This window comes from Tardiphaga alba, assembly GCF_018279705.1.
Taxonomy (GTDB): domain Bacteria; phylum Pseudomonadota; class Alphaproteobacteria; order Rhizobiales; family Xanthobacteraceae; genus Tardiphaga; species Tardiphaga alba.
In genome coordinates this window covers 1,162,259-1,179,968 of the sequence record NZ_CP036498.1, presented here as the reverse complement: position 1 = coordinate 1,179,968, position 17,710 = coordinate 1,162,259, and the positions used below count along the sequence as shown (strand labels likewise).

Below are 17,710 nucleotides of genomic sequence, written 5' to 3'. Positions count from 1 at the left end.
TGACGGCTGAGGATGTCTTGCGATTCATCATCACTGCCCCAGCCGTTCGATGAGGGCGGGCGCATGCACCTGGTCGGCCTTGTAGTTGCCGGTCAGCGTGTACATCACGATGTTGACGCCGGCGCGGAAGGCGAATTCGCGTTGGCGGGGTTCGCCGGGGACCATGGGCAGCATCGGCTGGCCATCCGGGCGCATGGCCCAGGCACCGGCAAAGTCGTTCGAGGTGATGATGATCGGCGATACGCCGTCACCTCCGCGGGCGGGACGCGAGGCGGCTTCATCGGTATCCTCGCGCGGCAAGGCTTCCACCCAGGTCGGGCCGGAATTGAAACGGCCGGGAAAATCGCTGAGCAGGAAGAACGTCTTGGTCAGCACATGCGCCGGCGGCACGGGCTCCAGTTCCGGCACATCGAGCGACGACAGGATGGTGCGCAGCGTCTGCATGCCCGGCGTCTGCGATTCACCATTCGGCCCGGCTGGCGCCTCCACGGCGTCGCGGGTGTCGAACAAGACCGTGCCGCCCTGCTTCATGTAAGCGTCGATGCGGTTGATGGCTTCCTGCGGCGGCTTCGGCGCGCCCGGGATGACAGGCCAGTAGATCAGCGGGAAGAACGACAGTTCATCCTTCGCCGGATCGATACCGATCGGCTCGCCAGCTTCCAGCGCGGTGCGCTGTGCCAGAAACAACGTCAGGCCCGTGAGGCCGGACTTCACGATGCCATCCACATCGGCATTGCCGGTGACGACATAAGCGAGCCGTGTCTGCGACACCGCCTTGACGGCAAAATCGTCGCTGGCCTGATCGGCACGCACATGTGTCGGCATGCCAGTGACGGTGCCGAGTGCGAGTGCCACAGCCAGCATCGCCGACACCGCGCGGCGGCGAAACAGCGCGGCGATGGCGCCGCCGAGCAAGGCGACGATGATCGCATCGATCAGGAACAGCGCGAGCGCCGTCGAGAGCAGAATGCCGCGGAGATCGCGCGGTTCGGCATTTGTGTAGCTGGCGCGATTGGCCTTGAGTGCGGAGAAGTCCAGCGGAGCGATCCGATCTGCAGCAGCGAGGGCATTGACGGCGAGCGGGCCATCGGCGGGGCCGTAGAGACCGGGCGGATGTTCCGATGTGGCGCGGTCGCGGTAATCGGCGGAGAGCGGCTTCGCGGTCGACGGCGGCGGGCCGAAAGCGCCAAAGCCATCGAGGGTGCGGAGCGGTGCAACCGTCTCGGTACCGGTTTCGCCGGCAACCCCCGCGCCGGGCGTGGAGGTGTAGCCGGAGATATCGACGACCCTGCGCAACATCTCGACGAAGGTGCCAGACAAAGGCAGGTCCGACCAGCGCATATCGGCGCTGACATGGAATAGTGACACGAGGCCCTTGCCGCGGCGCTCGCCGGTGACCAGCGGGGTGCCGTCTTCCAGCGATGCCCAGCTCTTCGAGGCCAGCGCAGCATTCGGCTCGGCCAGCACCTGGCGGGTGACGGTGATGTCCTTCGGTACGACAAGGCCCGCAAACGGGCCGTCGGCGGAGAATGATGCCATATGCTGTGGCTTCTCCCAGGTGAGGCTGCCGCCGAGGCTGCGGTCGCCGCGGCGCAGTTTCACCGGCACAAGATCGTCCTCCGCCTGCGCGAGGCGCGGGCCCGCGAAGCGCACCAGCACGCCGCCATTGTCGATCCAGGCATTGAGCCGCTCGCGGATTTCCGGCGACAACGTCCCGACATCGGCCAGCACGATCATCGGCAGTTTCTGGTCCAGGAACTGGGTGATCGCCTGCTGCGGCGCGCCGCGGTCGCCCTGGCGCACATCGGCGAAAGGCGCCAGCGCACGTGTGAGATAGAAGGTCGAGGCAAGCAACGGCTGTGCGGTATCGGCGGTGGCGCCCGACACGATACCGATGGCACGGCGGCGCCAGCGCTTGTCGAGCAGCTGCACGGCGCCGGCCGAACGCTCGCTGGCGATTTCGAGCCGCGCGATGTCGTTGCGCAGTTCGACGGGAAGATCGAACGCCGCTTCAGTCTCCCGCTCATTCGGCGTGAACAGGAACTTTGCCTCGCCCACCGGAGAGCCCTTGGCATCGAGGCCGCGCACGATGCCGGCTTCGGGGCCACCGGCGCCCGCGCGCAGCACCTTCACCGTCATCTTGGCTGCGGCGTTCTCTGCAGCAACAAGCGCATGCGCCGGCGCAGCGCCGCCGTCATAGATGGTCAGCGTGCGGTCGCCGATGGTCTTTGCGAGGGCCTGCGTAAAGTCGTTACCGCGGCCGGTATCGACGCCATCGGATAGCCAGACGATCTCGCTGTCACCGGTGACGCGCAGGAAACGCTCCAGCGACGGCAAGGCATCGACGCGATCGATCGAGTAGGGCTTCGGTGCCAGCTGGCGCAGCGTCACGCGCGCGGTACCGCCGGGCAGAATGGTGATGTCACGGGTCGGCTCCGACAGCGGCACCAGCGCGACACCCCGGCGGTTGTTGTCGGCATTGGCGATGAGTTCGTCAGCGGCGCGCACGCGTGCATCCCAGCTCGCCGCGGCGGACCAGCCGTCATCGATCAGGATCGTCAGCGGAGCCGTTGAAACGGTGCCTGCCGTCTGTGGATTCCAGATCGGCCCGGCAGCAGCGAAGATCACCAGCGCAGCAGCGAGCAAACGCAGCAGCGTCAGCCACCAGGGCGAGCGCGACGGCGTCTCTTCCTTCGGCGTGATGTCGAACAAGAGGCGCGTCGGCGGAAAGGCGATGCGCTGCGGCCGCGGCGGCATCACGCGCAGCAGCCACCACAGCACCGGCAGCGAGACCAGACCGAGCAGCATCAGAGGCTGTGCGAATGCGAGCGGGAAGCCACCGATCATGCCGAGCGCCCCACCTTCACCATGCTGCCGCCTGCCGCACGGTTCACCGCCATGCCTGCATGCAGGAACAGCAGCAATTCGGCAGCGGAGCGATCCGTCGTATGTGTCGAGAACAGCCAGCCGAGCTTGCCGGTCTCACTGCGGATTTCATCGCGATGCGCGGCGACGCGGGCGACGTAGTCCTCCGCCCATGTCTGCGCGCGGCCCGCGGTGATCACGCTGCCGCTTTCCGGCTCGACGAATTCGACGCGGCCCGAATAAGGAAAGGTCTCCTCGGCGGGATCATTGACCTGCACCAGCGCGCCATGGGCGCCGGCCGATGAAAGGCCCGCCAGCATCGTCTTGATCTCGGACATCGGCGACCAGAAATCGCCGAGCACAATAACCTCGGACAGAGCCGAGGGCACGAAGGCCGGCGGCAGGCTGTCGCGATTGGCGCCGTCATGCAGCATCGCCTGCGCCATCTTGTCGATGACGCTGCGGCTGGAGGTTGGGTTCATCAGGCCGGGTACGCCCACGCGTTCGCCGCCGGACACCAGCAGCTCCGCCAGCGCGAATGTGACGATCAGCGCGCGTTCGAGCTTCGAATCACGCACGCCCTTCGATGCGAAGGCCATGGACAGCGAGCGATCCGGCCACAGCCAGATCGTATGTGCCGCTTCCCATTCCTGTTCGCGCACATAGAGATGATCGTCACGCGCGGAGCGGCGCCAGTCCACATTCTGCGAGGGCTCGCCGGACACGAAGCGGCGATACTGCCAGAAGCTTTCGCCATGGCCGGCGCGACGGCGGCCATGCAGGCCGTGGATCACCGTCGCCGCGATGCGCCGCGCTTCCAGCACGAGACGCGGCAATGACGCCGCCAGCGAACGGCTCTCGCCATCGGCGCGGCGGACTGCGGTGATCTCTTGTGTGGCGTGATCCGGCGCTGCGGCCATCAACCGATCCGTGACTTGAGCTGCCCGATAACGTCGGCGACCGTGCGGCCTTCGGCACGCGCTGAGAAGGTCAGCGCCATACGATGCTTCAGGATCGGCTCGGCAAGATCGAGCACGTCATCGATGGACGGCGCGAGACGACCGTCCAGCAACGCACGCGCACGCACCGCCAGCATCAGCGACTGCGACGCACGCGGACCAGGGCCCCAGGCGATCAGCTTCGAGGCATCGCCGGCATCGGGGCCGGGACGCGCCGAACGCACCAGCGTGAGAATTGCTTCCACCACGCTGTCGCCAACGGGCAAGCGGCGCACCAGGCGCTGCGCCGTGAGCAGCGTTTCGATATTCACCGCAGCCTTGGCGGTGGTCTCTTCCGCGCCGGTGGTTTCGAACAGGATGCGGCGTTCGGCATCGCGGTCGGGATAATCGACGTCGATTTCCATGAGGAAGCGATCAAGCTGCGCTTCCGGCAGCGGATAGGTGCCTTCCTGCTCCAGCGGATTCTGCGTGGCGAGCACGTGGAATGGCTTCGGCAAGTCATGCCGCGCACCGGCCACGGTGATGTGCTGCTCCTGCATCGCCTGCAGCAAAGCGGACTGCGTGCGCGGCGAGGCGCGGTTGATTTCGTCCGCCATCAGCAACTGGGCGAACACCGGACCGGAGATGAAGCGGAACGAGCGCTTGCCGGCGACGCTCTCGTCCAGCACTTCGGCGCCGAGAATATCGGATGGCATCAGGTCGGGCGTGAACTGGATGCGCTTGGCGTCGAGGCCGAGCGTGGTGCCGAGCGTCTCCACGAGTTTGGTCTTGGCGAGGCCGGGGACGCCGATCAGCAGTGCATGACCGCCGGACAGGATCGTGACCAGCGTGTTTTCCACCACGCGGTCCTGGCCGAAAATGACAGTGGAGATCGCCTCCTTGGCGGCATGCATCTGGCCAGCCACCTGTTCCGCGGAGCGGACGATCACGTCTTCGAGTTTCTCGACACTGTCAGCGCCAGCCATCAACTGCTCCTTCGGGTGAACGACGTTCGAAAACCGCCGCCGGATATCGTCTCAATATTCTACCGGCCTGATGCTAGACTTAAGCGAAGGCCAAGCGAAGACTATGGTTTTGTTGAATTAAACTATCCCCACAATATCGGGATGCGGCTATGAACTGCATCACGTTGTGGCGAGTTGGAAACGATCACAGCACGTTTCAAGGCGTGCACCAATCGTGCCAGAACGGCAGTGGTAAAGTCAGGGCAAACAATGGCGAAGCAAGGGCAGGAAACAGCGCAAGGATCGGCAAAGGGATCGGCGCAGGGGCTGGACGGATTGGCCGCCGCTGCCAAGGATGGCGCCAAGGAAGGCAAGGGCCTGCCCCCGGTCCATCTGTGGAATCCGGACTTCTGCGGCGATCTCGACATGCGAATCGCCTCGGACGGTACGTGGTTCTATTTGGGCACCCCGATCGGCCGGCCGGCGCTGGTGCGGCTGTTTTCGACGATTCTGAAGCGGGAAGATGGCAAATACTTCCTTGTCACGCCGGTGGAGAAAGTCGGCATCACCGTCGATGACGCGCCTTTCCTCGCCGTCGAGATGCAGAAGGAGCAGGATGCGTCGGGTACCGTGCTCAGGTTTCGCACCAATGTGGACGACTGGGTCACCTGCGACGCCGGCCACAAACTCCGTTTCGAGGAAGCCGAGGATGGCGGCCTGACGCCCTATCTGCACGTACGCGCCGATCTGTGGGCCAAGGTGACGCGGGCGATCTATTACGATCTTGTTGACATGGGCGAGGAGCGGATGGTCGATGGCGCCGCGATGTTCGGCATCGCCTCGTCTGGCGCATTTTTTGCGATGGCGGATGCCGAGCAAGTCAGGCAAGCTACGTAAGATTGTAGTCGAGGGACGTGATTGACCAGGTCGATGCTGAAGACGAATGCACCCGCAGCGGAAGCCGGTTCGGGGGATTGAGTTCGGCCGAGTTTTTTGCCCGTGCCAAGGCTCGCCTGTCGTTCGACGTGCCGGAAAGTCTGACTGACGCTAGCATCATTCCGGTGACCGGCGACGCCGGCAATGATCACATGATCCAGGTCGTCGCGCAGGAGCGCCCGATCCGTCCGGCGGCGGTGTTGATTGGCATCGTCGAACATGAGCAGCCGACCGTGCTGCTGACCCAGCGCTCGGCACATCTGAACGACCATGCCGGGCAGATCTCGTTTCCCGGCGGCAAGATCGACGCCACTGACGCGTCGCCGCTCGAGGCAGCATTGCGCGAGGCGGAGGAAGAAGTCGGCCTCGATCGCTCTTTCGTTGATCCGATCGGTTATCTCGACCTCTACGCCACCGGCTTCGGCTTTCGCATCGTCCCGACGGTCGCGCGGGTAAAGCCCGGCTTTGCGCTCACCATCAATGAAAACGAGGTCGAGAGCGCCTTTGAAGTGCCGCTGTCATTCCTGATGAACCCGGACAATCACCAGGTTCACAGCAAGGACTTTCGCGGTGTCGAGCGGAGCTACTACGCGATGCCGTTCGCCGAGCGCTATATCTGGGGCGCCACCGCAGGCATCCTGCGCGTGCTGTATGAGCGGATCGTGCAGAAATGATCCGCGCGATACTCACCGAACTCGGCATCTTCCTGATTCCGTTCGTTCTCTATGTGCTGTTCCTGCTGGCGACACAGAAGGGCGTGAGAGAATCGACCTCATGGCCGGCGCGCGTGGTGCTCAAGCTGCTGATTTCGGCTTTTGCACTGGTGATCATCAGCCTGATCCTGCTGGCTCATTTCTCCGGCGCAACGCCGACCGCGACATACACACCGGCGCATATTGAAAACGGCAAGCTCGTGCCGGGGCAGAATAAATGACCTCGCAGCGGGTCATCGATGCGCCGTGGCTGACCTCAGGGCCAGCCGGGGGCGTGCTCGCACTCCTCAACGGCAATGGCGAGGAGGCGCGCGCCGTTGGTGGCGCGGTGCGCAACGCGCTGATGGGGCTCGAGGTCGGCGAGATCGATATCGCGACCACCGCCGTCCCCGAGGAAGTAATCCGTCGCGCCAGGACGGCGGGTTGCAAAAGCGTGCCGACCGGGATCGAGCATGGCACCGTGACATTGATCGTCGAGGGGACGCCGGTCGAAGTCACCACGCTCCGCGAGGATGTCGAGACCTTCGGCCGCAAGGCCAAGGTGGTGTTCGGCCGCGACTGGCAGCGCGATGCCGAACGGCGCGACTTCACCATGAATGGACTGTCGGCCTCTATCGATGGCGTCGTGCACGACTATGTGGGTGGCCTACCGGATGTGGATGCGAAGCGCGTGCGCTTCATCGGCGCCCCCGACCGGCGCATTGCCGAAGATTATTTGCGCATCCTGCGCTTCTTCCGCATTCACGCCGCCTATGGCGCGGGTGCACCGGATCGTGCGGGCTATCTCGCATCGATCCGCGGTCGCGATGGCATTGCCGGTCTCTCCGCCGAACGCATCCGGATGGAGCTGCTGAAACTGCTGGTCGCGCCGGGCGCCTTTGCGGCAGCCGAGGCGATGATCGATGCGGGGCTGATGCTGCGCATCTGCGGCGGCGTCACCTATCTCGGCCCACTCAAAAAGATGATCGGCATCGAGCAGGAGCTTGGTCTCGCACCGAATGCGATGTTGCGCCTCGGCGCCCTCGCCGTCGCCGTCACCGAAGACGCAAAACGGCTGACGCAGCGCCTGCGCCTCACCAACGAAGAGAACAAGACACTCGATTCCATGGGCCATCGCTGGTGGCGGCTGAAGGGCATGGACGATGCCCGCGCCCGGCAGCGGTTGTATCGTCTGGGCAGCCAGCGCTATCGCAACCGCATGCTACTGGCCTGGGCGCGCGACGGCCAGGACAGCGACGCGGCGGAATGGAAGCAACTCCTTGCCTTGCCCGAGCGGTGGACGCCGCCGGTCTTTCCGCTCAAAGCGGCAGACTTCATGGCCCGCGGCATCGCCAAGGGTCCTGCGCTGGGCCATGTGCTGGCGCTGGCGGAGGACGCCTGGATGGCAAATGATTTTCCGATGGAAGTCGATGTCATCACGGTTATCGCGGATCAGACGATTGCGCGCTTCAAGCACGATCATCGATTGTAGGAATCACCGCTCATGAAGTTCGTTCTTCATGCAGATGGCTCCGAGACTGCCGACGGCGCCGATGTCATCGTGCCATGGTGGAGCTACACCAAGACCCTGATTGCGGCGCTCGCGCTGACGCTGGTGCGTGACCGGCTGGCATCGCTCGACGAACCGCTGGCCGGCGAGCCGTTCAGCCTGCGCGAATTGCTGCAGCATCGCGCCGGCCTCGCCGATTACGGGGCGCTGCCGGCCTATCATGCGGCGGTCGCTGCGAATCGGGACGCCTGGCCGGCTGCGTATCTGCTATCGCAAACCGCACCCCTGCATGAAAGGGTGACACGCGGCGCGTTCTGTTACTCGAATGTCGGCTATCTGCTGATCCGTCGCCATCTCGAACGCATCATGGATCGCTCGCTCGGCGACATGTTGCGCGAACGGCTCTTTGCTCCGCTTGGTGTCCATGGTCCGCAGCTCGCTGAGCGACGCGATGATCTCGACGCCATGCGGATGGGATCGCTTTCATCCTACGACCCCCGATGGGTCTATCACGGGCTTGTGGTCGGCACCCTGCGCGATGCCGTGCTGCTGCTTCATCGCTTGCTGGCGACGGATCTGCTGCCGCAAAATCTAGTGACCGAGATGCGGACGGGCATGCCCGTTGACGATCCCGGCTCCGATCGTCCGTGGCTGACCGCCGCCTATGGGCTCGGGACCATGACCGGCACCGCACACAACGGCGCACATGTCATCGGGCACACCGGCGGCGGCCCCGGCAGCGGCATTGCCGTCTATCATTTCCCCGCCACATCAATCACCGCGGCTGTCTTCATCGGCGGCGAACACAGCGGAGAAACCGAGCGCGAAACTTTCGCGCTCGGTAAAGGCTAAACGATCGGCCGGAATCAGGCGGCCTTTTCGTCCTCGTCTTCTTCGTCCTCATCATCGTCGGTCGCGAGCAGCGCGACTTCGAGCACGGCGCGCGGCAGGGTCTCGCGGAACAGATCGCCTTCCTCGCCCAGCCACACGCATTCGATGTCGTTGCCATCCACATCGGCAACGGTGAGCGGCACGCCGCCCGACTTCAGCATGACGACGTCACCAGCTTTCAATTCCATGGTCGGCTCCTGTGCCTGAAGTGAATCACGCAGGAAGCCTAGGCCCGGGTCATGACAGTGCGAACACGGCGGGATGGCGGGATTTTATTTCTGCAGCAGAAGTGTCGCGAGTTCCGCTGACAGACCGACGCTCTCCAGTGCAGGAGGACGCGCAGCAGCATCATACTGTCGCCTGGCGGCGGCGATGACGGCGTGCGTACCTACGGCGACAGAGCATAGAGCGGGGACAGTCACGTTCGGCTGGATGCGCTCGGCAAGACCGGCCAGCGCCGCACCGCCAAGGATCACGACATCGGCACCGTCTTCGGTTGCGCAGGCCATGCATGCCCTCGCGAGCGCGGCCAGCGCGGCGTCGGGATTGGTCGCGATCTCTCCACCCGTAGGCGCAATGGTGCGGACGCCGGTGAGTTTATCGGCAAGCCCTAGACTGGCGACGAATTCGGTCAGCATCGGGCCCCAGAGTGCCCCACCGGTGACGATGGCAAAACGCCCACGTTTGGCGGCTTCGAGACAGGCGGCTTCGGCCATGCCGACGACAGGGACATCGGCGATCTCACGCAGCGCCAGCAGGCCGGGATCGCCGAAACAGGCGAGATAGACGGCATCGCATCCCGCGCCATGGGCGGCATAAGCATCGAGCGCCGCATGGGCTGCGATCGCACTCGATGCGCGGGTGGAGATATAGCGCGCACCGAAACGGCCGGTGACGGGAACGAAAGCGGCGGCATCGCCAGCCACGGCAGCGACATGTTGCGCGACCAGCGCGGTGACAGTCTCGGTCGTGTTGGGATTGATCAGCAGGATGCGCATGGTCTTATCCAACCATTGCGCGTCTGAAAGCGCCAGCTCGACCGATAGAGCGATCGTGCCGTCTCCAGCTATGAAATGCGGTCGCTCCTAAACAGCGCGAAGCTCTCGCGTCGCGAGGCTTCACAAGCGTTGCGGAAATCCCACAGCGCGCACGCTCAACCTTGGGAAACACCCCCTGCCCGTTGACACCGTGCCCTGGGCCGCGCGATGTTACATTATAACATCGGCATTGGCTGACCTCTCCGCCATCCGGTGCCGGGGCGCCCTTGGGGATCAAGTATCGGGCATGAAGTGGTTTCGCGATCATATCAGGAATGGAGCAAAGCTGGCGCTGTTCGCGCTGGCGGTGGAGCTCGTCCTGTCGCTTGGCCATCTCCATCTCGACGAGGTTCACGCCGCGCCCGGCGACGCCGCCGCCATCACGCATGTGGAGGCGCCCTCTGCGCCTGACACCGATCACCAGCAGCACCGCGCCGGCCTCCCCTGCGATATCTGCGCGGTCATGGCGATCGCCGGCCATGTCCTGTTCTCGCCGCCGCCGATCCTGCTGCTGCCCGATGCCGCGGAGATCACATATGCCGCGGTCAAGGCCGAGTTCGATCATCTCGACTCCATCAGCGGCGCTCCGCAACCGCGCGGACCGCCCAATATCTGACTCTCACTTGTGACCAACGCCGCCCGGATTCCGTCCGCGCGGCAACACCCACGTGAATTTCGCATCACCGCGATCACCGGAACGGCGCAACGACGCGCCACTGGTGAAGTCAGGACCACTCCATGCCCATCTCCTTCAAGCGCGCTCTCCTGCTCGGCTCCACCGCCGTCATCGGATGGAGCAGCCTTCCCTCATTCGCTCACGCGCAGACGCAGCTTCCGGCGGTGGAAGTCACCGCGCCGAGCCCGATCGTGCGTCGCAAACCCGTCGCCCATCCGCAGGGCCACACCCATGTGACCCGCACCTCGCCGAACCGCACGCAAGTGCCGGTGGAAGCGGAGCCGCCGGTTGCGTCAGCGCCGCCGCAAGGCGTGCTACCCATCGTCACCGACCAGTTCGCCACCGTCACCGTGGTGCCGAATGACGAAATCCGCCGCTCCGGCGCCACGTCGCTGGGCGACCTCCTCGCCAACAAGCCCGGCATTGCGACCTCCGGCTATGCGCCGGGCTCGGCGAGCCGCCCGATCATCCGTGGCCTCGACGTCAACCGCGTCGGCATCGTCGAAAACGGCATCAGCAGCAGCGGTGCATCCGATCTCGGCGAAGACCATTTCGTCCCCGTCGATCCCTTCGCCGCCAACCAGGTCGAGGTCATCCGAGGACCGGCGACGCTTCGTTATGGTTCGCAGTCGATCGGCGGCGTGGTCTCGGCCTCCAACAACCGCATTCCGGACGCGTTGCCGAACTGCGCGGTCGCAGCGCCTTTCATGAGCTACGGCCTGCCGGCCCGGGCGCCGGCTGCCGGCCTCGCCGCACCCGGCTGCATGAATGCGGAAGTACGCACCTCGATCAATTCGGCGTCGCGCGGCGTCGATGGTGGCATCCTTCTTGATGCCGGTGGCGGCAATTTTGCCATGCATGCGGACGTCTATGGCAACAAGGTCGGCGACTACAATGTCCCGTCCTATCCCTATGCAGAGCCGGGCATCGCCTTTAACGGGCGGCAAAACAACACGGCGGCACAGAGCGGCGGCGCCTCGCTCGGCGGCTCGTATTTCTTCGACGGCGGCTATGTCGGCGCCGCCATCACGCACAACCGCGTGAACTACGGCATTCCCGGCGTCGAGGGTGCCGAACTCGGCACCCGGATCGTCGGCGAGCAGACCAAGGTCACGACCAAGGGCGAATTCCGCCCCGATGCCGCAGCGATCGAGGCGATCCGCTTCTGGGCGGGCGCGACCGACTACAAGCACGACGAGATCGGCCTGGAGGAAGGCGGTGGCGGCGCGCCGCATGTGCACCAGACCTTCACCAACAAGGAGCAGGAAGGCCGCGTCGAAGTGCAGATGATGCCCTTCAATGCCGGCTTCGCTGCGGTAACTACCGCATTCGGCATCCAGGCCAGCCATCAGGAACTGACGGCACCGAGCCCCGAAGCCGCGGGTAGCCCGATCAATGGCCTGTTCGATCCCAACAAGAATACCAAGGTCGCTGGCTATGTGTTCAACGAGCTGAAATTCACCGACTGGACCCGCGCGCAGATCGCCGGCCGCATCGAACACGTGTCGCTGTCCGGCTCGGCGCCGAGCTTCGTGCCCGAAGTGTTCGACGTCGATGTCGATCCCAACTCGATTGGCCTGGCACTCGGTCTCAACAAGTCCTTCACCCCGAAGAGCGGCAGCATCGGCCTGATCCAGGACCTGCCCTGGGGCGGTCTCTCGGCCAGCATCACCGCGCAATATACGGAACGTGCGCCAAAGCCGGCCGAACTGTTCTCCCGCGGCGGCCATGAGGCCACCGGCACCTTCGATATCGGCAATCCCAATCTCGGCATCGAGACGGCGAAGTCGGTCGAACTCGGCCTGCGCCGCGCCGCCGGCCCCGTGCGGTTCGAACTCACCGGCTACTACACGCAATATCAGGGCTTCATCTATCGCCACCTCACCGGCAACACCTGCGAAGGCGGCGCCTGCATGATCGGCGCGGGCATGGAGCTGAACCAGGCGATCTACACCCAGCGTGACGCCACGTTCCGCGGCGGTGAATTCCAGACGCAGATCGACGTCACCAAGCTCGGCAGCGGCATGTTCGGCGTCGAAGGTCAGGCCGATGTGGTGCGTGCGACCTTTGCCGATGGCAGCAACGTGCCGCGCATCCCGCCGGTGCGCGCGGGTGGTGGCCTGTTCTGGCGCGATGCCAACTGGTTTGCCCGCATTAACATGCTGCATGCCTTCGCGCAGAACGACATCTCCGATGTCGCTGAAACGCCGACCAATGGCTACAACCTGCTGAAGGCCGAAGTCAGCTACAAGACGCTGCTCGATCCGCGCATCTATGGTGCGAAGGAAATGACGGTGGGCCTCGTAGGCAACAACCTGCTGAACGAGAACATCCGCTACTCCACTTCCTACAACAAGGACAACGTGCTGCAGCCCGGCATGAATGTGCGGGCCTTTGCGACGGTGAAGTTCTGAGATCGCGCTCTAACTGTCGTTACCCGCGAAAGCGGGTAACCCAGTAGACGCGGGCATTGGTGATAAGCGTCATCGACGTCGAATACTGGATCGCCCGGTCCTAGCGCGCAATTGCGCGCTTGGCCGGGCGACGACAACTGGATAGTGGTTTTACTTCGCCGCGTTCCAGTCCGGCCGCACCGCGCCCGCGAGACCTTCCGCAGCGCCATCGACCAGCTCAAGCACCAGCAGGCGCTTCTGGTCCACCGGGCCAGGCATGGTCACATGCCCCTTTGGAATCGCCTTGAAACCGACCCGGCTGTAATAGGGCTCGTCGCCCACCAGCACGATCAGTTGATGTCCCTTGACGCGCGCATCATTGATCGCGCGGTCGAGCAGCTTGCGGCCGACGCCGCGGCTACGGAACGGCGGCTCTACCGTCAGCGGGCCGAGCAGCAACGCCGGCGTATCACCGACACAGATCGGCAATTGCCGGATCGACCCCACCAGCAGCGTGCCGATGCGGGCGGTGAAGGACAGGTCGAGCAGATGGCTTACATGTTCGCGCAGCCGGTAAGCGGACAGCACGAAGCGGCCGGGGCCGAAGGTGCGGGCCACCAGCCGTTCGATGGGCTGCGCGTCATTGGCGGTTTCCGCCGCGATGATCAGGTCGAGGTCACTCATGTCGGCCCGCGGGATAGCATCTGGCGGCGGCGCGGTCCATCGCAGGCGTCACCGTGCCCGCCAGGTCGGGATCACCGGCTTGCCCTCGAATATCTCGGCCAGACGCTGGCGCGTTCCCTCGGTGGTGTCCGGGGGCAGCGCATCCAGTGGGAAGAAGCCGGTTTCGGCGATCTCCTTGTTGGGCTCCGGCATCCGGTCCTGCTGGAAATCACGCACCAGATAGACCGCCACATGGTCGCGGATCGACACATGGTCGTTGAGGAACATGCCGTGCAGCACCGGCTCGCCGGTGAGCGCGATCCGCCCCTCCTCGCGCAGCTCCATCTCCAGCGCCTGGCGAAATGTCTGGCCGACCTCGACGCCGCCACCGGGCAGATACCAGCCGGTGACATAGGTATGCCGGACCAGGAACACGCGATTGTCGGCATCGACAACCACCGCGCGCACGCCGAGCGTCATGCCGCGGGCGAAGCGGAAATACAGATGGATGAATTTGCGCAAAGTCGGCTCGAGCCGCTGGCGTAGCGTGGGCGCGGTCATCGCGGCAGTCCGGAACGGGGCAAACGGCTTGGTCCTTGCGTCATCGGCCCCACCTTGCCAAAACAAATCGGGCTTTCACAGTTCAACGAATTGCTAGCGCACAATAATCCATGACCGCATTCACCCTCGCGCATCTGTCCGATCCGCATGTGCCGCCGATGCCAGAGCCGGCATGGCGCGAACTGCTCGGCCAGCGCGTGCTCGGCTATATCAACTGGAAGCGCAACCGGCATCTCTATCATCGCCGCGACATGCTCGACGTGCTGGTCTCCGACATGCAGGCGCAGGCGCCGGACCATATCGCGGTGACCGGCGATCTCGTCAATCTGGCGCTGGCTGCCGAATTCCCGCGCGCGCGACGCTGGATCGAAGTGGTCGGCAAGCCCGACAATGTCTCGCTGGTGCCGGGCAATCACGACGCCTATGTGCAAGGCGCACCGGAAAAGTTTATCGAGACCTTTGGCGACTACATGTGCAGCGACGACGCTGCCGTGCCGACTTTTCCCTATCTCCGTATTCGCGAACCGGTGGCGCTGATCGGCGTCTCATCCAGCGTGCCGACGGCGCCTTTCATGGCGACAGGCTGGCTCGGCGATGCGCAGCTCGAAGCGCTGGATCGCCTGCTGGCCAGCCTCGCCGATACGCATCTGTTTCGGGTGCTGCTGATCCATCATCCACTGAGGTCAGAGAAATGGATGAAGCGCCTGACGGACACCGATTCGCTGCAAGTCCTGCTCAAGCGCCACGGCGTCGAGCTGATCCTTCAGGGCCACGACCACATCCATTCCACCATGTGGTTCGAAGGCCCGCAGCGCCGCATTCCGGCGATCGGCGTAGCTTCGGCGTCATCGCTGGCGCATGGGCATAAGCCTGCCGCGGCCTATAATCTGTTCGCCATCGCACGCGACGGCGAGCGCTGGCGCTGCGAACAGACCGTGCGCGGCTTCGGCGATGGCAATATGGTGCATGAATTGAAGCGGACGCTATTGGCCTAGCGCAGCGTCAATGTCCGCGCGTTGACACGAACAGCGCCAGCGCAAACAAACCTATCACGCCAACCACGATCCCGAGCACGAACGGCCAGAACCGGCTGCTCTGCTGCACCACCGGCGCCGGCTTCGCCTCCGGCGGCGGCACGGCCGTTGCCAGCATGTGCTCACGCTCGATCATGCGGCGCGCGATATAATCGGTGACGGCTTTCACCATCGCCTGCACGTCATGGGATTCAGCCAACACCTTGCGCCCAAAACGGCTGTCCTGCACGAGGCGATAGCTGCGCTTGTCGCGCCCCATCACCACATGCGCGATCATGTCGATCCACAGCCGGGGCGTATCGCCCTGGCTGATGCCGCGATCGAACAATTCGATATCGTTGGGAATTTCAGCAAAAAGCGGATCGAGCGCCTCGTTGAGGATATCGAGCCGGGCCACTTCGGCATCACGCAGGTCGACCACGACACCGGTGCGGTCGGCGGCCTCTATGCGGGCCTGCCGGAGGGCATCGCGCAACCGCTTCGGCTGGGCGTCGTTTGCTGCTCCATTTGCCACAATCATCTCAACTCCACCTGAAGACTGCCGCAACCCGGTAAATTAACCTATCAGTAACCATAAGCGGCGGAAAGGGCGTTTGTTTCCAGAGACTTGGTGGCAAACGTATTGCGGCCCCAGCCGGTTTTCCCGGATGAGGCCGCAACGTCGTTTGAGCGCTTCCGTGACAGCGAACGCGCGGCGGCTCTCTGGCCGCCTGTCGGCGCGTGATCAGGCGACCTGACGGCTCGGCTCTTCCACGATGGAGAAGCGGACGCCTGCGCGATGGCGGTTTTCTTCCGAAACGGTCTTCCAAGCTTCCTCAGCCTGCTTGCGGGTCTTGAACGGGCCCTGCACCTGGGCAGAACCCTCGACCAGCTTGTGGAAGTTCATCGAACCGAACTCGCCGCCGATGACCCAGAAATTGCTACCCTGTGACATGTCGTCCTCCTCGTATCTCTTACATTCGTGACACGCGCTTTGCAGTCACCGTGTGAAGACATAACGACAAACGCAGGGAAATCGCCAGATAGCTTGTGTTTGAATGGTGATGTGATGTAACATCATCACTTGTCACAAATGTCATAATGTAAAAATTGTCAAATATGGTAGCCGAGACCAACAAGAAGCTGTTCGTAGGGCCCCGTTTCCGACGGATTCGGCAGCAACTCGGCCTGTCGCAGACCCAGATGGCCGAAGGGTTGGGCATTTCCCCGAGCTATATCAACCTGATCGAGCGCAACCAGCGACCTGTCACGGCTCAGCTTCTGCTGCGCCTTGCCGAGACTTACGACCTCGATCTGCGCGATCTCGCCACCGCCGATGAGGATCGCTTCTTTGCGGAGCTGAACGAGATCTTCTCAGACCCGCTGTTTCGCCAGATCGATTTGCCGAAACAAGAGCTGCGCGACCTTGCCGAGCTGTGCCCGGGCGTCACGCATTCGCTGCAGCGGCTTTATGCAGCTTACACCGAGGCACGACGCGGCGAGACGATGGTGGCGGCGCAGATGGCGGATCGCCATGACGGCGCGTCCTATGAAGGCAATCCGATCGAACGCGTGCGCGATCTGATCGAAGCCAACCGCAATTACTTTCCGGAACTGGAAACGGCGGCTGAAAATCTCCGCGATGAAATCAATGTGCCGTCGCAGGATCTGTTTGCCGCGCTCGGCACACGCCTGCGGGACAAATATTCCATCGTGACGCGCATCATGCCGGTAGACGTGATGCGCGAGACATTGCGGCGTTTCGACCGGCATCGCCGGCAATTGCTGATCTCCGAAATGGTGGACGCGCCCGGCCGCGCGTTTCAGGTCGCGTTCCAGATCGGACTTGTCGAGTGCTCATCGCATTTCGAGAGCATTGTCGGCCGCGCCGGGCCGCTCGCCGACACACAGCGACGGCTCTATCGCATCACACTGGCGAATTACTTTGCCGCGGCGGTGCTGATGCCTTACGCGGCGTTTCATGCGGCAGCCGAAGCGCTGAGCTATGACATGCAGGTGCTCGGCCAGCGCTTCAATGTCGGCTTCGAGCCGATCTGCCATCGCCTCACCACACTGCAACGACCGAATGCGCGCGGCGTGCCGTTTTTCATGCTGCGCGTGGACAATGCCGGTAATGTCTCGAAGCGGTTTTCGTCGGGCACTTTCCCGTTTTCGAAATTCGGCGGCACCTGCCCGCTATGGAATGTCCATTCCACCTTCGACACGCCGGATCGCCTGCTGCAACAGGTGATCGAACTTCCCGACGGCAACCGCTACTTCTCCATTGCGCAGACGCTCCGCCGCTCACCCGCGCCACACCCGCATCCCCAGCCGCGCTTCGCCATCGGACTCGGTTGTGAAATCCGCCATGTCAGCAAGCTGGTTTATTCGGCGGGACTGGATCTGGAGAAGGTCGAAGGCACACCGATCGGCGTGAACTGCCGCTTGTGCGAACGCGAAAACTGCAGCCAGCGCGCGGAGCCACCGATCACGCGCACACTGATCCTGGACGAGAATACGCGGCGGGTGTCCAGCTTTGCGTTCAGCAATGCGCGGGAATTGTAGAGATT

At 63.9% G+C, this 17,710-nt stretch carries 18 protein-coding genes; 9 read left to right on the top strand and 9 right to left on the bottom strand.

Annotated features, from left to right (window positions below; all coding sequences use genetic code 11):
• Positions 1–30: 30 nt before the first annotated feature.
• Genes RPMA_RS05555 through RPMA_RS05545 form a run of 3 tightly spaced genes read right to left on the bottom strand, consistent with a single transcriptional unit; the run spans position 31 to position 4,789 of the window.
• Positions 31–2,844, bottom strand: coding sequence for a DUF4159 domain-containing protein (locus RPMA_RS05555; RefSeq protein ID WP_211913441.1), 2,814 nt, complete (start codon positions 2,842–2,844; stop codon positions 31–33).
• Positions 2,844–3,785, bottom strand: coding sequence for a DUF58 domain-containing protein (locus RPMA_RS05550; RefSeq protein WP_211911900.1), 942 nt, complete (start codon positions 3,783–3,785; stop codon positions 2,844–2,846). The genes RPMA_RS05555 and RPMA_RS05550 overlap by 1 nt, the downstream gene beginning before the upstream one ends.
• A complete protein-coding gene (locus tag RPMA_RS05545) occupies positions 3,785–4,789 on the bottom strand; it encodes an AAA family ATPase (protein WP_211911899.1) in 1,005 nt (334 codons plus the stop codon). Before RPMA_RS05545 ends, RPMA_RS05550 begins: the two co-directional genes overlap by 1 nt.
• Positions 4,790–5,038: 249 nt before the next feature.
• Between RPMA_RS05545 and RPMA_RS05540 the strand changes: the two genes are divergently transcribed.
• The 5 genes from RPMA_RS05540 to RPMA_RS05520 are packed head-to-tail and all read left to right on the top strand — an operon-like array spanning position 5,039 to position 8,758.
• A complete protein-coding gene (locus tag RPMA_RS05540; protein ID WP_211911898.1) occupies positions 5,039–5,665 on the top strand; it encodes a DUF1285 domain-containing protein in 627 nt (208 codons plus the stop codon).
• A 17-nt stretch (positions 5,666–5,682) separates the two neighbouring features.
• A complete protein-coding gene (locus RPMA_RS05535) occupies positions 5,683–6,378 on the top strand; it encodes a CoA pyrophosphatase (protein ID WP_249225557.1) in 696 nt (231 codons plus the stop codon).
• The gene (locus tag RPMA_RS05530; protein ID WP_211911897.1) at positions 6,375–6,638 is read left to right on the top strand and encodes a DUF6111 family protein; all 264 of its coding nucleotides are present in this window, start codon (positions 6,375–6,377) and stop codon (positions 6,636–6,638) included. The genes RPMA_RS05535 and RPMA_RS05530 overlap by 4 nt, the downstream gene beginning before the upstream one ends.
• A complete protein-coding gene (locus RPMA_RS05525) occupies positions 6,635–7,888 on the top strand; it encodes a CCA tRNA nucleotidyltransferase (RefSeq protein ID WP_211911896.1) in 1,254 nt (417 codons plus the stop codon). Before RPMA_RS05530 ends, RPMA_RS05525 begins: the two co-directional genes overlap by 4 nt.
• A 12-nt stretch (positions 7,889–7,900) precedes the next feature.
• On the top strand, positions 7,901–8,758 hold the full coding sequence (locus tag RPMA_RS05520) for a serine hydrolase domain-containing protein (RefSeq protein ID WP_211911895.1): 858 nt from the start codon (positions 7,901–7,903) through the stop codon (positions 8,756–8,758).
• 14 nt (positions 8,759–8,772) lie between these two features.
• On the opposite strand, the gene RPMA_RS05515 is transcribed toward RPMA_RS05520, so the two are convergent.
• Both RPMA_RS05515 and RPMA_RS05510 read right to left on the bottom strand, forming a co-directional pair.
• A complete protein-coding gene (locus RPMA_RS05515; RefSeq protein ID WP_211911894.1) occupies positions 8,773–8,985 on the bottom strand; it encodes a YodC family protein in 213 nt (70 codons plus the stop codon).
• 84 nt (positions 8,986–9,069) lie between these two features.
• Complete coding sequence (locus tag RPMA_RS05510; protein ID WP_211911893.1) at positions 9,070–9,795, bottom strand: aspartate/glutamate racemase family protein; 726 nt, start codon at positions 9,793–9,795, stop codon at positions 9,070–9,072.
• Positions 9,796–10,081: 286 nt separating this feature from the next.
• Between RPMA_RS05510 and RPMA_RS05505 the strand changes: the two genes are divergently transcribed.
• A complete protein-coding gene (locus RPMA_RS05505) occupies positions 10,082–10,450 on the top strand; it encodes a DUF2946 domain-containing protein (RefSeq protein ID WP_211911892.1) in 369 nt (122 codons plus the stop codon).
• 122 nt (positions 10,451–10,572) lie between these two features.
• On the top strand, positions 10,573–12,924 hold the full coding sequence (locus tag RPMA_RS05500; RefSeq protein WP_211911891.1) for a TonB-dependent receptor: 2,352 nt from the start codon (positions 10,573–10,575) through the stop codon (positions 12,922–12,924).
• A gap of 150 nt (positions 12,925–13,074) precedes the next feature.
• Here the strand turns inward: RPMA_RS05500 and RPMA_RS05495 are convergent, their stop codons facing one another.
• Both RPMA_RS05495 and RPMA_RS05490 read right to left on the bottom strand, forming a co-directional pair.
• On the bottom strand, positions 13,075–13,587 hold the full coding sequence (locus tag RPMA_RS05495; RefSeq protein WP_211911890.1) for a GNAT family N-acetyltransferase: 513 nt from the start codon (positions 13,585–13,587) through the stop codon (positions 13,075–13,077).
• A gap of 48 nt (positions 13,588–13,635) precedes the next feature.
• Positions 13,636–14,127, bottom strand: coding sequence for an NUDIX domain-containing protein (locus RPMA_RS05490; RefSeq protein ID WP_211911889.1), 492 nt, complete (start codon positions 14,125–14,127; stop codon positions 13,636–13,638).
• Between the two features lie 110 nt (positions 14,128–14,237).
• Between RPMA_RS05490 and RPMA_RS05485 the strand changes: the two genes are divergently transcribed.
• Complete coding sequence (locus RPMA_RS05485) at positions 14,238–15,122, top strand: metallophosphoesterase family protein (RefSeq protein WP_211911888.1); 885 nt, start codon at positions 14,238–14,240, stop codon at positions 15,120–15,122.
• Positions 15,123–15,129: 7 nt separating this feature from the next.
• On the opposite strand, the gene RPMA_RS05480 is transcribed toward RPMA_RS05485, so the two are convergent.
• Positions 15,130–15,681, bottom strand: coding sequence for a hypothetical protein (locus tag RPMA_RS05480; RefSeq protein WP_211911887.1), 552 nt, complete (start codon positions 15,679–15,681; stop codon positions 15,130–15,132).
• Positions 15,682–15,885: 204 nt separating this feature from the next.
• A complete protein-coding gene (locus tag RPMA_RS05475) occupies positions 15,886–16,095 on the bottom strand; it encodes a DUF4170 domain-containing protein (protein ID WP_211911886.1) in 210 nt (69 codons plus the stop codon).
• Positions 16,096–16,259: 164 nt separating this feature from the next.
• Here RPMA_RS05475 and RPMA_RS05470 point away from each other — a divergent pair, with 164 nt between their 5' ends.
• Positions 16,260–17,705, top strand: coding sequence for a helix-turn-helix domain-containing protein (locus tag RPMA_RS05470; RefSeq protein ID WP_211913439.1), 1,446 nt, complete (start codon positions 16,260–16,262; stop codon positions 17,703–17,705).
• The last annotated feature ends 5 nt before the right edge of the window (positions 17,706–17,710 follow it).